Source organism: Kitasatospora sp. NPDC089913, assembly GCF_044748625.1.
Lineage (GTDB): Bacteria > Actinomycetota > Actinomycetes > Streptomycetales > Streptomycetaceae > Kitasatospora.
The window spans coordinates 36,693-50,524 of sequence record NZ_JBIVGI010000026.1 but is presented as its reverse complement, the minus strand read 5'-3'; the positions used below and the strand labels follow the sequence as shown (position 1 = coordinate 50,524).

Genomic DNA, 13,832 nt, shown 5'->3' with positions numbered 1-13,832 from the left:
TCAGCCACCGGGTTCCCCCGCCCGGGCTCCGCGCATCTGCCAGCCGAGCTGGAACAGCGTCTCCGCGTCGTACATCTCCCGGAGCCGGGAGATGTGGGCGGCCACGGTCCGCTCGCTCAGTCCCAGCCGTACGGCGATCGTCCGCTGGGTCAGTCCCTGGGCGAGCAGCCGGCCGACCTGCTCGTGCACCGCGGAATCGGCCGTACCGGCGGCCAGCGCCGCCCAGTTGACGCCTTCGGCGTGGTGCCAGTGCTGCTCGAAGGTGTCCACCAGGAACGCCACCACGGCCGGATCGGTCACCAGCACGGCCTTCGTCCCGTCCGCGCCCTTCGGCAGCACCGCCACCGAACGGTCGAAGATCACCAGACGGCTGAAGTCGGCGGCCAGCGTCCGGATCGAGCAGCCGAGCCGCGTGACCTCCGCGGCGTAGTCGACCGTGGCCGGGTCGAGCCTGGCCGGCGGCTGGTGGATCGTCCGGACGCTGCCGCCCCTGCGCAGGTAGGCACTGGTGTGGTGGAGCATGTCCGCGACGACGCCGGCCGGACGGGCGCCTCCCGGCTGCATGGTCATGGACTCGTGCGGGTACTCCCGCGCGAGGCAGGTCAGCAGCGTGCGGATCTCCGGCACACCCTCGACGTGCTCCACACCACCCGTCACATCGAGGTGGCGCGAGGTGCGTTCGTAGGCCCGGACGAGTTCGTCCAGGCGGTCCGGCAGCCGCTCGGACTGCTGGAGCAGCCTGACCCCCTCCGCGCGCAGGTCCGCCGCCACCTGGTCGGCGAGCGCCCGCGGGCTCACGGCCACGTACGACGAGTCCAGGGCGTGCGGCACCAGCAGGCCGAGGCGGATCAGCGCCGCCAGCGCGGCCCGGTCCGCCGGGGCCACCTCGGCGGACCCGATCCGGCCGCCCCGGCCCAGCACCCCGAGGTAGAGCTCCCGGGCGGCCTCGTCCGGCAGTGCCGCGTCCAGCACCTCCGAGGTCCTGGGGACGGCCGCGGCCGACGGGTCATCCGTCGTCACGGCCGCCCCGCATCAGCCAGCCGAGCTGGAACAGGGTCTGGGCCCCGTAGCGGTCGCGCAGTCGGGAGATGTGGGCGGCGACCGTCCGCTCGCTGAGGCCGAGGCGGGTGGCGACGGCGCGTTGGGTGAGGCCGCGGGCGAGGAGGCGGCCGACGCGTTCGGGAGCGCTGTGGGCGTCGCCCCGGCCGGGCGCGGTGGAACGGCCGATGGCGTCGGCGCGGCACCAGTCGCGTTCGAAGGCGTTCACGATGAACGCGATCGCGGCCGGGTCGGTGATGAACGCGGCGGTGCTGTGGTCCTCCGAGGCGGAGATCACGGCGACCGAGCGGTCGAAGATCATCAGCCGCTGGATGGGCTCGTCCAGGATCCGGATCAGCGAGCCGCGCCGGGTGACCTCCTCGGCGTAGGCGAGGGCGGGCGGTTCGGACATCGCGACCGGCTGGTAGATGGTGCGCAGCGAGCAGCCGCGCCGGAGCAGCTGGACGTCCTGCTGGATCGCGATCTTGAGCGCGTCGGCCGGGCGGGGCCCCGGCTGGACGGTGAGGACCTCGGTGCGGCAGTCGGAGACCAGCTGCGAGATCCGGTGCCGGATGTGGATGTGGCCCTCGATGTGGACGGCGCCGCCGGAGCGCTCGGGCGGGCGGGGCATCGCGTCGTAGGCGCGGGTGAGGGCGTCCAGGGTGCCGGGGAGGTTCTCCGCGCGGACCAGGAGCCGGGTGGCCTCGCTGCGGAGTTCGGCGCCGAGCCGGTCACTGACCGAGCGGGGGCTGACGGCGGTGTAGCAGGCGTCCATCGGGTTGGGCATCAGCAGGCCGATGGAGACCAGCCGGCGGACGGCCTCCCGGTCGGCCTCGGGGACGTCGGCGACGCGGACGCGCCCGCCGTCGGCGAGGATCGCGAGGTAGAGGCCGCGGGCGGTCTCGTCGGGTTCGCCGGCGGCCGCGGCGGTCGCGCCCTCGTCGTCGGGGACGCCGCCCGGGGCGTGCTCCGGATCCACCGTCGCTCCGAACGTCACGTCGAACGCTCCCTGCCGGGTTCTCTCGGGGGTGTGGGGGCCTCCGCGCGCCGCACGGTGCCCGGCGGCCCTCACGGTACTGGGGACCGACGGGCCCCCGGACCCCGGGTGCCGTCGCACACGGGTCCGGGGAGCCGTCGGTCCACGCCGCGGTCCCGGCGCTTCCGGCGAGGCGGAGCAGCAACGCCTCGCCGGCTCCGGTCCCGGGGGCCATCACCACACATGGCGTCCCGGCCGGCGCTCTTCCCCCCGATATGCAGGCACGTGCGGACGTGCCGGTCGCATCCAGTATTGAAGAGCAAGTCACCGTCATCGGGCTGCGGTTGCCCGGACGACCTGGCGTGGCTCCACCCTCACAGCGTGACGGCCGGTGAACAAGTGCCGCCCTGCTGCATGTTCTCGCAATTGCAGAAACCTGCAGCACCGGGACGGCCCGGACCGCCGCGCGCCGCTGCCGGTTCCTGCGAAAGACCAGGTCAGGGCGGTGCGATGGAAGTTTTCCGACCGTCCGTCCGGTCGGTGGCGGACGCCCGGAATCCGGAAAACCGGACGCCGGGGCCCACCGCGGCGGTGCCACCGCTCCGCCGGCGCCGGTCCGGGCGGGCCTCAGCGGGCCAGCAGCCGTCCGCCGGCCAGCGCGGCGGCCGTGCCGCCGGCCGCGAGCGCCCAGCCCGCCAGCAGCAGCGCGAACAGGCCGACGGCGAGCCCGGTGAACCCGGCGAAGCCGGTGTGCCGGGCCAGCGCGGCCGCCCCGGTGACACAGGTGCCGACCGGGAAGGTGAACGCCCACCAGGTCATCCCGAAGCCCATCCCGGCCCGCCGGGCGCGCAGATTGGCGGCGAGGGCGAGCAGCAGCCACAGCATCGCGACACCGAGCACGGCCACGCCGTACAGCTCGGCGAGCGGAAGCGCGACCGGGGCGAGCCCGGGGAGGACCGGGCCGGCGGCGTCGGCCAGCTGGTGCACGGCGGTGGTCGACTGGCCGAGCGGGCCGAGCACCAGGAACAGGGTCGGGGTGAGCGCCAGGGCGGACAGCTTGCTGTGCACCAGGCCGGTGAGCACCACCGGCAGCAGGGCCAGGGTGGCCAGCAGGCCGACCCCGAACAGCGCCGCGCAGCCGTACAGCAGGGCCTCCCGGGCACCGCCGGCGGGCAGGTGCGGGACGAGCGCCGGGCCGGCGGCGGAGGCGACCAGCGGGGCGACCACGGGCAGCAGCCAGGTCGGGTTGGCGCCGAGCGGGGAGACCCGGTGCCGGGTGATCATCAGATAGGGGATGCCGACCGCGACGGCCAGCGCGTACAGCGTGCCCGCCGTCCACAGCACCAGGTCGATCGCGACGGCCGGGCCGGTGCCGAGGACCCGGGAGCCGACGGTCAGGGTGCCGAGGCCGACCGAGAGCAGCGCCATCGGCGGACAGCCGTAGAAGACGGCGGTGGCCGGGTTCTCCAGCAGGTGCTCCCGGGCGGCCTCCCGGTGCCGGGTCAGGTGGACCGCGCGGGCGGCGCCGAGCACCAGCAGGGCGGCCAGTCCGAGCGCCCAGGCCACCTCGGCGAACCCCAGCAGGCCGGGCCACCGGACCGGGAGGGCCGCCGCGCCGTTCGCCACGATCGCGGTCCCCATGACCACCGCGTACCAGTTCGGGGTGAGCTGGGAGAGGTCGAGGCGGCGGGCCCGGGCGGCGAGACGGGCCCGGGCGGACAACGGGGGAGCGGCGCTGAGCAGGGTGACCATGGCATCAACCGTGCTCCGGGAGGACGGCCGCCGGTAGCGCCGCCCGCTCTATGAGGGCATAGCCTGAATCTATGCCCCTCTCCCCGCGCGTCCCCGAAATCGGTGCCCTGGAGCTGCTGCTCGCGGTGGCCCGGCTCGGCAGTGTCGGCCGGGCGGCCGCCGAGCTCGGGGTGAGCCAGCCGACCGCCAGTGCCCGGATCAAGGGCATGGAGCGGCAGATCGGCGTCCCGCTGCTGGAGCGCTCCCCGCGCGGCTCCCGGCCCACCGAGGCGGGCCGGCTGGTGGTCGAGTGGGCCCGGCAGGTGGTGGAGGCGGCGCAGGCGCTGGACGCCGGGATCGACGCGCTGCGCGAGCGCCGGGACGCCCGGCTGACCGTGGTGGCCAGTCTGACCGTCGCGGAGTACCTGATGCCGGGCTGGCTGCTGGCGCTGCACGCGACCAATCCGGGGACGGCCGTGACGCTGCGCACCGCCAACTCGGCGGACGTGGCCGGGCACGTGCTGTCCGGGGACGCCGACCTGGGCTTCGTCGAGGGGCCGCTGCCGCCGGCCGGCCTGGCGGGCGCGGTGGTGGCGGCGGACCGGCTGGTGGTCGTGGTGGCGCCGGACCATCCGTGGGCGCGACGGCGCTCGCCGCTGTCCGGGGCGGAGCTCTCGGCGACCCCGCTGGTGCTGCGCGAGCCGGGCTCGGGGACCAGGGAGGTGCTGGAGATGGCGCTGGCCCCGTACGGCGGCGCCGCGCCGCCGCGGCTGGAGCTGGCCTCGTCGACGGCGCTGAAGGCGGCGGCGATGACCGGCGCCGGGCCGGTCTGCCTGAGCGAGCTGGCGGTGGTGGAGGAGCTGGCGACCCGGCGGCTGGTGGCGGTGCGGCTGGCGGAGGAGCTGGACCTGCGGCGGCCGCTGCGGGCGGTCTGGCCGTCCGGGCAGCGGCCGACCGGTCCGGCCCGGGACCTGCTGGCGCTGACCCGGCGGACGGCGGGGACGCACCAGGCGAGGATGGCCCAGGCGCGGACCCTCCCGCCGAGGACGGCGGCCCGGCCGGCCACCGGGACGGGCGCGGCCGCCGGCACCGCCGGGGCGGCCGCGCGGAGCGAACGGCCCGTTCTGCGGGCCCGCCCCGACCGTTCACGCAAAAGTTGAGCGGAATAGACTCAACTTAGTGCATGCTGTAGAGAGCAGACATCAGCTCGACGAGGGAGGACCCCCCAGCAGTGGACGCCAGCAAGTTCACCACCAAGACGCAGGACGCCCTGTCCGCCGCGATCCGGCAGGCCGGCGCGGCCGGCAACCCGGACGTCAAACCGGTGCACATCCTGATCGCCCTGCTGGAACAGCCCGAGGGCATCGCCGCACCGCTGCTCGAGGCGGTCGGCGCGGACGTGTCCGCGACCGGCGCCGACGCCCGCCGCCAGCTGGCCGCGCTGCCGAGCGCCTCCGGCTCCACCGTCGCCGCGCCGCAGCTGGCCCGCGACACGATGGCCGTGCTGACCGAGGCCGGCAAGCGCGCCGACGACCTCGACGACCAGTACGTCTCCACCGAGCACCTGCTGGTCGGCCTGGCCGCCGAGGGCGGGGCGGTCGCCGAGCTGCTGGTGCGGCAGGGCGCCACCGCCAAGGCGCTGCTGGCCGCGTTCAAGGACGTCCGCGGCAGCGCCCGGGTCACCTCGCCGGACCCCGAGGGCACCTACAAGGCCCTGGAGAAGTACGGCACCGACCTCACCCGGGCCGCCCGGGACGGCAAGCTCGACCCGGTGATCGGCCGGGACCAGGAGATCCGCCGGGTGGTCCAGGTGCTCTCCCGCCGGACCAAGAACAACCCGGTGCTGATCGGTGAGCCCGGCGTCGGCAAGACGGCCGTGGTCGAGGGCCTGGCCCAGCGCATCGTGGCCGGCGACGTGCCGGAGTCGCTGCGCGGCAAGCGGCTGGTCGCCCTGGACCTCGGCGCGATGGTGGCCGGCGCCAAGTACCGCGGCGAGTTCGAGGAGCGGCTGAAGGCCGTCCTCAACGACATCAAGCAGAGCGACGGCCAGGTCGTCACCTTCATCGACGAGCTGCACACCATGGTCGGCGCGGGCGCCGGCGGGGACTCCGCGATGGACGCCGGCAACATGCTCAAGCCGATGCTGGCCCGCGGCGAGCTGCGGATGGTCGGCGCCACCACCCTGGACGAGTACCGCGAGCGGATCGAGAAGGACCCGGCCCTGGAGCGCCGCTTCCAGCAGGTCCTGGTCGGCGAACCGGACGTCGAGGACTCGATCGCCATCCTGCGCGGCCTCAAGGGCCGGTACGAGGCGCACCACAAGGTGCAGATCGCGGACGCCGCACTGGTCGCCGCGGCCACCCTCTCGCACCGGTACATCACCTCCCGCTTCCTGCCGGACAAGGCGATCGACCTGGTCGACGAGGCGGCCTCCCGGCTGCGGATGGAGATCGACTCCTCGCCGGTCGAGATCGACGAACTCCAGCGCTCCGTCGACCGCCTGCGGATGGAGGAGCTGGCCCTGGAGAAGGAGTCGGACCCGGCCTCGGTCGACCGGCTGGCCAAGCTCCGCCGCGATCTCGCCGACAAGAACGAGCAGTTGAGCGTGCTGACGGCCCGGTGGGAGCAGGAGAAGAAGAGCCTGAACCGGGTCGGCGAGCTCAAGGAGCGGCTGGAGGACCTGCACGGCGCGCTCGAACGCGCCCAGCGGGACGGCGACTTCGAGCGCGCGTCGAAGCTGATGTACGCCGAGATCCCGACCGCCGAGAAGGAGCTCGCCGACGCCCAGGAACGTGCCGCCGGCGAGGACGCCTCCGCCTCGATGGTCAAGGAGGAGGTCGGCCCGGACGACGTGGCCGATGTGGTGGCGTCCTGGACCGGCATCCCGGCCGGCCGGCTGATGGAGGGCGAGAGCTCCAAACTCCTGCGCATGGAGGAGGAGTTGGGCCGACGCCTGATCGGCCAGACGGAGGCCGTGCAGGCCGTGTCGGACGCCGTGCGGCGCACCCGCTCGGGCATCGCCGACCCGGACCGCCCGACCGGCTCCTTCCTCTTCCTCGGCCCCACCGGCGTCGGCAAGACCGAACTCGCCAAGGCCCTGGCCGACTTCCTCTTCGACGACCAGCGGGCGATGGTCCGCATCGACATGAGCGAGTACGGCGAGAAGCACTCCGTCTCCCGGCTGGTCGGCGCCCCGCCCGGGTACGTCGGCTACGAGGAGGGCGGCCAGCTCACCGAGGCGGTCCGCCGCCGCCCGTACAGCGTGGTGCTGCTGGACGAGGTGGAGAAGGCCCACCCCGAGGTCTTCGACGTGCTGCTCCAGGTGCTCGACGACGGCCGGCTCACCGACGGCCAGGGCCGCACGGTGGACTTCCGCAACGCGATCCTGATCCTCACCTCCAACCTGGGCAGTCAGTTCCTGGTCGACCCGACCACCCCGGACGAGCGGAAGAAGGACCTCGTCCTGGAGTCGGTGCGGTCCGCCTTCAAGCCGGAGTTCCTCAACCGGCTGGACGACATCGTGGTCTTCGAGCCGCTGGGCACCGCCGAGCTGACCCGGATCGTCGACCTCCAGGTGGCCCGGCTCGCCGAGCGGCTGCGCGACCGCCGGCTCGGCCTGGAGGTCTCCGCGGCCGCCCGGGACTGGCTGGCGCTCACCGGCTACGACCCGGCGTACGGCGCCCGGCCGCTGCGCCGGCTGGTGCAGTCCGCGATCGGCGACCAGCTGGCCCGGGCGATCCTGGCGGGCCAGGTGCACGACGGCGACACCGTGCTGGTCGAGCGGGACGAGACCGGCGACCGCCTCACCGTCCGTGCCCGCGGACCACTGGAGAAATGACCCTCCGGGACCGGTCGCCCGGGCCCGCCGCACCCCCGGCGGGAATCCGGGCGACAGGCCCTCCGGGCACCCCTGTGAGGCGGGCCCCGGATGAGGCAGGATGGACTCGGAAGGGCGGCCTCTCATTGCCGACCACCACGTGCACTGAGGAAGAGGACCCCATGAGCATCGACCCGTCGTCCATCCCGTCCTTCGGCGCGCCGCAGGGCGGTCAGCCCGGCGGTCAGGGCGGCCGACCGGCCGGCCCGCCGCCGATCATCGTCCCGGACCAGGCCCTGGTGGGCCAGCTGCTCGACCAGATGCAGCTCAAGCACGTGGTCGACGAGGAGGGTGACCTCACCGCTCCCTGGGAGGGCTTCCGCGTCTACTACATGTTCCGCGGCGAGCAGAAGGAGCTCTTCGCGGTCCGGGCGTTCTACGACCGCGCGTACCCGCTGGAGAAGAAGGGCGAGATCCTCGACCTGATCGACGAGTGGAACCGGGAGACCCTGTGGCCCAAGGTCTACACCCACACCCACGAGGACGGCGTGGTCCGGCTGATCGGTGAGGCCCAGATGATCGTCGGCACCGGCGTCAACCTGGACTACTTCGTCACCACCACGGCCAACTGGACCCAGGCCGCGGTCGGCTTCGAGCAGTGGATCGTCGAGCGCCTGGGCCTCCAGGACGAGATCGAGGGCGAGGGCGGCGAGGACAAGCCGTCCGACGGCTCCGACGAGAACTGAGCCCGCGGGAGACCCCGGGCACGGCCCGCCACCGGCACACCCGGTGGCGGGCCGTCCTTGTCCCCGGGCCCCCTCGGGCCCCAGGATGGGCCGACCGGGCCCCGGAACGGACCCGACCGCCGCCGCCACCGAGGTACGAGGAGCCGTGATGGGTGCGAGGCCGCTGCTGAACCGTCGTCTGGACGGGCTCGGTACGACGATCTTCGCGGAGATGTCCGCGCTGGCCACCGCCACCGGCTCGATCAACCTCGGCCAGGGGTTCCCGGACACCGACGGCCCCGAGGAGGTCCGCGAGGCCGCCGTCCGGGCCCTGCGCGACGGGCGCGGCAACCAGTACCCGCCCGGCCCGGGCGTCCCCGAGCTGCGCAGCGCGATCTCGGAGCACCAGCGGCGCCGCTACGGCCTCGCGTACGACCCGGACACCGAGGTGCTGGTCACCGCCGGCGCCACCGAGGCCATCGCCGCCGCCCTGCTCGCCCTGCTGGAGCCCGGTGACGAGGTGATCGCCCTCGAACCGTTCTACGACTCCTACAGCGCCTGCATCGCGATGGCCGGTGCGGTCCGGGTGCCGCTCACCCTGCGTGCCCCCGACTTCCGCCCCGACCTGGACCGGCTGCGCTCGCTGGTCACCCCCCGTACCCGGCTGCTGCTGCTCAACTCGCCGCACAACCCGACCGGCCTGGTCCTCTCGCCCGAGGAGCTCGCCGCCGTCGCCGAACTCGCCGTCGAGCGCGATCTCCTGGTGGTCACCGACGAGGTCTACGAGCACCTGGTGTTCGAGGGCGCCCACCACCCGATCGCCGCCCTGCCCGGCATGCGCGAGCGCACGGTCTCGATCTCCTCGGCCGGCAAGACCTTCTCCTTCACCGGCTGGAAGGTCGGCTGGGTGACCGGCACCCCCGAGCTGGTCGCCGCCGTCCGCACCGCCAAGCAGTACCTCACCTATGTCAGCGCCGGTCCGTTCCAGTACGCCGTCGCCGAGGCGCTCGCGCTCCCCGACAGCTACTTCGACGGCTTCCGCGCGGATCTGCTGCACAAGCGCGACCTGCTCGCGGACGGCCTCGACGCGGCCGGGTTCCGGGTCTTCCGCCCCGGCGGGACCTACTTCGTCACCACCGACATCACCCCGCTGGGCGAGCAGGACGGCATCGAGTTCTGCCGCACCCTGCCCGAACGCTGCGGGGTGGTGGCCATCCCCAACGCCGTCTTCTACGACGACGCCGACGCCGGCCGCCCGCTGGTCCGCTTCACCTTCTGCAAGCGGGTGGACGTGCTGGAGGAGGCGGTCGACCGACTGACCCGGCTCCGTCCCGTCGACCGGACCTCTCGCACGTCCTGACGATTCGTCAGTTCGCCCGGCGGGCAGCGGTCTTGCTGCCTTCCGGGCAATTCCTCGTGCCTGCGCGGCAGGGCTTCGCCCGGGCCCGGTGCCGTGCGCCCGGCACATCCGGGGCGAGAGCGCACGCGTGGTGCGAACAGCGCGCAAGCCGCGTACACGGCGTGCGGGCCGGAACGAAAGGCGCGCGCGGTGCACAGTCGCACACCGGGTCGATCAGAGCAGCGAAGCCGATGTGCTCGAAACGGTGAATGCTTGACAAAGTTGGGTAAATCACCGACGGACCCGGCGTATTCGTGCTTCTCTGCTGCTGAATCTCCAGCCGGAATCCTTCCTTCCACGGTCGGCCGCGCCCTGGACCGCACAGCCACGAACAGCCCCGCCTTGACCCGGGCCCGATCGCTGCTGCTCGGAGGGCGCGCACGGAGCTGAAACGCGGAGCCGAGCATGCTCACCACTTTGCAGACCTCCTACACGGACACCCGCGCGGGTGACCTGGCCTGGTGCCTGGGCGGCGAGCCGCTGCCCGCCCTCGCGGTCCGCGACCTGAGACTCGACGGCCCCGGCCACCCCGGCCCGTCCGGCACCCTCCAGCTGCGCCTGCTGGGCGCCTCCCACCAGGTGGCGATCGCCGCCGGCCCCGGCCACTGCCTGGAGACCGTCGCCTGCCTGCCCGGCCGCCGCACGCCGCTGCCGGCCCGGGTGGCCAAGCAGGTCGACGGCTGGGAGTACGAGTTCGCGGCCCGGATCGAGGCCCTCCCGCCGCACGACTTCGCCGCCCGGGCGCAGGAGTTGCTCGCCCTGGTCGAGGGCCACCCGCGCGGCCTGGCCGGCGTGTTCCCCGGCGATCCCAGCGCCTTCACCGCGCTGGTCACCCAGGGCGGGGCGGACCGCCTGCTCTGGCGCACCTGGCACGCCTATCCGCAGGAAGGACGGCTGGTCTGCACCCGCTCCTCGCTGGTGGTCTCCCGATGACCGGCACCGACCCCACCGAGCCGTGCATAGCTCCAGCCGCGCGCCTTCATTCGTACGCAGGAACGATTCGTCAACCTGCGATACCGCCCTGTCCGTCGAATGGGCGCAGCCGTCCGTCCCGAACGTCGCCTAGCGTTTGTTCGTGATCAATCATCCGGTCGGTCCGCCCCCCGCACAGCCGGGCCTCGACCTCGACGACGGCAGCCCACCCCGGCCCGGGCGGAGCCTGACCTCCCTGCCCGCCCGCCGTCGGTCCCGCGTGCGTGCCCGCCCCGAGCTCGCCCGGCTGGTGGTGCTGCTCGCCGCGTTCGTCTGCGCGGCCTGCGGACTCGTCTACGAGCTGGAACTGGTGGCCCTCGGCGACTATCTGCTCGGGGACTCGGTCACCCAAACCTCGGTCGTGCTCTCCGTCATGGTGTTCGCGATGGGCCTCGGCTCGCTGCTCGCCAAACGCTTCACCCGCCGGCCCGCCACCGCCTTCGCCCTGGTCGAGTGCGCCCTCGCCCTCACCGGCGGCCTGTCCGTACTGGCGCTCTACTCCTGCTGGGCCTGGATCGGCCGCTACCAGGCCGCGATGGTCGGCCTGACCTGCCTCATCGGCGTCCTCATCGGCGCCGAGATCCCGCTGCTGATGACCCTGGTCCAGCGGATCCGCCGCGAGGACGCCGGGCGCGCCGCCGCCGACCTCTTCGCCGCCGACTACGTGGGCGCGCTGATCGGCGGCCTCGCCTTCCCGTTCCTCATCCTGCCCCTCCTCGGCCCCGGCAGCGGCGCACTGGTGACCGGCGCCGTCAACGCCGTCGCCGGGGGCGCCCTGGTGCTCTGGCTCTTCCGCGAGGAACCGGACCCCCGGGTCCGGCGGCTGCTGTGGGGCGGCTGCGCGCTCGTCCTCGCCCTGCTCGCCTCGGCCGCGCTGTGGTCCGGCGCGGTCGAGCGGGCGGCGCGGCAGGCCCTGTACGGCGGGCAGATCCGCTCCGTCAGCCAGAGCCGGGACCAGGAGCTCGTGCTCACCGGCCCGGCCGAGGGCCCGCTGCGGCTGTACGTCGACGGCCGGCTCGCGGTCTGCGGACCGGACGCCTACCGGGGCGACGAGGCGCTCGTCCACCCCGCCATGGCCGCCGGACCGGACGGTCGGGTGCTGCTGCTCGGCGGCGGCGACGGGCTCGCGCTCCGGGAGGTGCTGCGGCACAGCGGCGTCCGCTCGGTCCTGGTGGTCGACCCGGACCCGGCGCTCCCCCGGCTCGCCCGCACCGACCCGGGCCTGGCCGCGCTCTCCGGCCGGTCCCTGGACGACCCCCGGGTGCGCACCGCCGAGGCCGACCCGCTGGACTGGCTGCGCGGCGTCCGGCCCTCGCCCGGCCAGTCCTTCGACGTGGTCCTCGCCGACCTGCCCGCCCCCGCCGACGGCGGGCCGGTGAAGTTCCACTCCCAGGAGTTCTACGGCCTCACCACCCGACTGCTCGCCCCGGGCGGACGGCTCGCCGTGCGCGGCGGCGAGGAGCAGCACGGGCGCCAGGGGCTGTGGCAGGTGGAGTCCGGGCTGCGGGCGGCCGGGCTGCGGACCGTCCCGTACGCCGTCGCGGGCAGCGCGACGGCCAGTTGCCGCCCCGGGCCGGAGAGCAGCCAGAGCTTCCTGCTCGCCGCGGCCGCCCAGCCGCCGCTCACCCTCTCCCCCGACGCCCCGCCGCCCCGGGCCCTGACCGCGGACGGCCTGCGCGCCTCCGCCGCCCGGCTCACCGCGCTGCGGCCGCTGCGCCCGCCCGCCGCCCTCACCCTGCTCGGCCCGCACTGACCCGGCTCCGCCGGCCGCCGGCCCCACCGGTCGGGGCCGGCGGCCGGGCGGCGGCGAGCGGGCGAGCCACGGCGACAGGTAGGGGACAGGGCGGCGCCGGGCGCGGGTTCGGTCGGTAGGCTCCGTGACATGGAGCATGAGGTTGTCGTCCCGATGCCGGCCGGGCAGGTCCGGCAGGCCCTGCAGGATCCGGCGCTGCTGGCGCGTTCCGTGCCGGGGCTGAGCACCGAACCGGCCGCCGTCGGCAGTGGCCCGGCGGAGGAGATCGGGGGGCGGCTGAAGCTGCGGATCGGCAGCTCCACCATCACCTACAAGGGCGTGCTCTCACTGATCGAGGGCCGCGAGGGCGTGCTGACGGCTTTCGCCGAGGGCCAGGAGGCACGCGGCAGCGGCGAGGCGACCGCCACCGTCCGGATCAGCGTCGCCGAGGGCGCCGGGGAGGGCACCTCGGTGGTGCGCTTCACCGGTGACCTGAGCGCCACCGGGCGGCTGACCGAGTTCGACGGCGAGACGCTCGACGCGGCCGGCCGCCGGCTGCTGGACCGTTTCGCCACCGCCCTGACCTCGCCGGACGGCGCCGCCGGGACCGGCCCGGACGGCGAGGCCGAGGACGAGAGCGGGGCCGAGAGCGGGGCCGAGGCCGGGAGCGGAGCCGGGCCGGAGGCGGAGGCCGTCACCGGGACGGGCGCGGACGCCGCCGGGCAGGCCCGGGACGCCGGGGACACCCGGGAGCCCGACGGGTCCGACGGGTCCGACGGGTCCGGTGATCCGGACGACTCGGAGGACTCCGGCGACTCGGAGAACGCCGAGGACTCCGAGGACTCCGAGGACTCCGCCACGGTGGTGTTCCTGGAGAACCGCCACGAGGCCCTCGACGAGGACCGCGAGGACGAGCCCGGCGACGACCTCGACGACGACCTCTCCGACCTCATCGCCTTCTCCGACGCCGACGCGGAGCGCTTCGGCCTCCCGCTCGGCGACCCGGACGAGGCCGACGACGTCGACGAGCCCGCCGCCGGCGAGGCCGGGACCGGCACGCCCGCCGCCGGGATCGAGCGCGAGGTCTCCGCCGAACTCCCCGCCGAGCCGCCCTTCGGCTACGAGCCGGAGCCGGTGCTCGGCGGCCCGGTCCGCCGCAGCATCGTCGGCCGCTCCGCCGAGGAGGTCGACCACGCCCCGCCGCGCGGCCCGTACGCCCCCGCCCTGCCGGCCCGCAGCGCCCGCGCCCGGGCCGCCTCCCGCTGGGGCGGCGACGCCGGCGGCATCGTGGTGCCCGGAGTGGGCGGCCGCAGCACGGTGCCGTGGATGATCGGCGGCGGGGTGGCCCTGCTGGGCGGCACCGTGGTGCTGGTCAGGGCGCTGCGCCGTCGCCGCTGACCGGCCCGGGACCGGGGCGGGCCCCGGAGGCAGGCCCTAGACTG

At 74.7% G+C, this 13,832-nt stretch carries 10 protein-coding genes; 7 read left to right on the top strand and 3 right to left on the bottom strand.

Going from position 1 to position 13,832, the window contains the following annotated elements; translation table 11 throughout:
• The 3 genes from ACIPYS_RS30980 to ACIPYS_RS30970 form a co-directional block, all read right to left on the bottom strand.
• The gene (locus ACIPYS_RS30980) at positions 1–1,020 is read right to left on the bottom strand and encodes a LuxR C-terminal-related transcriptional regulator (protein ID WP_400752322.1); all 1,020 of its coding nucleotides are present in this window, start codon (positions 1,018–1,020) and stop codon (positions 1–3) included.
• Entirely contained in the window at positions 1,007–2,035 is a 1,029-nt protein-coding gene (locus ACIPYS_RS30975) for a LuxR C-terminal-related transcriptional regulator (RefSeq protein ID WP_400752319.1), read from the bottom strand. The genes ACIPYS_RS30980 and ACIPYS_RS30975 overlap by 14 nt, the downstream gene beginning before the upstream one ends.
• A gap of 606 nt (positions 2,036–2,641) precedes the next feature.
• Positions 2,642–3,766: a C4-dicarboxylate ABC transporter gene (locus ACIPYS_RS30970; protein WP_093861142.1), complete on the bottom strand. Its 1,125-nt coding sequence runs from the start codon at positions 3,764–3,766 to the stop codon at positions 2,642–2,644.
• A 71-nt stretch (positions 3,767–3,837) separates the two neighbouring features.
• On the opposite strand from ACIPYS_RS30970, the gene ACIPYS_RS30965 reads away from it, so the two are divergent.
• The 7 genes from ACIPYS_RS30965 to ACIPYS_RS30935 all read left to right on the top strand — a co-directional run bounded on the left by ACIPYS_RS30965 (position 3,838) and on the right by ACIPYS_RS30935 (position 13,788).
• Entirely contained in the window at positions 3,838–4,905 is a 1,068-nt protein-coding gene (locus ACIPYS_RS30965) for a LysR family transcriptional regulator (protein ID WP_400752315.1), read from the top strand.
• A 71-nt stretch (positions 4,906–4,976) separates the two neighbouring features.
• Entirely contained in the window at positions 4,977–7,583 is a 2,607-nt protein-coding gene (clpB, locus tag ACIPYS_RS30960; protein WP_093861144.1) for an ATP-dependent chaperone ClpB, read from the top strand.
• 161 nt (positions 7,584–7,744) lie between these two features.
• On the top strand, positions 7,745–8,308 hold the full coding sequence (locus tag ACIPYS_RS30955) for a YbjN domain-containing protein (protein WP_093861145.1): 564 nt from the start codon (positions 7,745–7,747) through the stop codon (positions 8,306–8,308).
• A gap of 148 nt (positions 8,309–8,456) precedes the next feature.
• Positions 8,457–9,647, top strand: a complete 1,191-nt coding sequence (locus ACIPYS_RS30950) for a pyridoxal phosphate-dependent aminotransferase (protein ID WP_400752310.1) — start codon at positions 8,457–8,459, stop codon at positions 9,645–9,647.
• 444 nt (positions 9,648–10,091) lie between these two features.
• The gene (locus tag ACIPYS_RS30945) at positions 10,092–10,619 is read left to right on the top strand and encodes a DUF2617 family protein (RefSeq protein ID WP_093861147.1); all 528 of its coding nucleotides are present in this window, start codon (positions 10,092–10,094) and stop codon (positions 10,617–10,619) included.
• A gap of 142 nt (positions 10,620–10,761) precedes the next feature.
• On the top strand, positions 10,762–12,411 hold the full coding sequence (locus ACIPYS_RS30940) for a spermidine synthase (protein ID WP_400752306.1): 1,650 nt from the start codon (positions 10,762–10,764) through the stop codon (positions 12,409–12,411).
• A 129-nt stretch (positions 12,412–12,540) separates the two neighbouring features.
• A complete protein-coding gene (locus ACIPYS_RS30935; protein ID WP_400752303.1) occupies positions 12,541–13,788 on the top strand; it encodes a hypothetical protein in 1,248 nt (415 codons plus the stop codon).
• The last annotated feature ends 44 nt before the right edge of the window (positions 13,789–13,832 follow it).

Excerpts from the sequence above, each read along its gene's own strand:
- ACIPYS_RS30955 (WP_093861145.1), top strand. The coding sequence starts at position 7,745 with ATGAGCATCGACCCGTCGTCCATCCCGTCCTTCGGCGCGCCGCAGGGC.
- ACIPYS_RS30950 (WP_400752310.1), top strand. The coding sequence starts at position 8,457 with ATGGGTGCGAGGCCGCTGCTGAACCGTCGTCTGGACGGGCTCGGTACG.
- ACIPYS_RS30935 (WP_400752303.1), top strand. The coding sequence starts at position 12,541 with ATGGAGCATGAGGTTGTCGTCCCGATGCCGGCCGGGCAGGTCCGGCAG.
- ACIPYS_RS30965 (WP_400752315.1), top strand. The coding sequence starts at position 3,838 with ATGCCCCTCTCCCCGCGCGTCCCCGAAATCGGTGCCCTGGAGCTGCTG.
- ACIPYS_RS30945 (WP_093861147.1), top strand. The coding sequence starts at position 10,092 with ATGCTCACCACTTTGCAGACCTCCTACACGGACACCCGCGCGGGTGAC.
- ACIPYS_RS30970 (WP_093861142.1), bottom strand. The coding sequence starts at position 3,766 with ATGGTCACCCTGCTCAGCGCCGCTCCCCCGTTGTCCGCCCGGGCCCGT.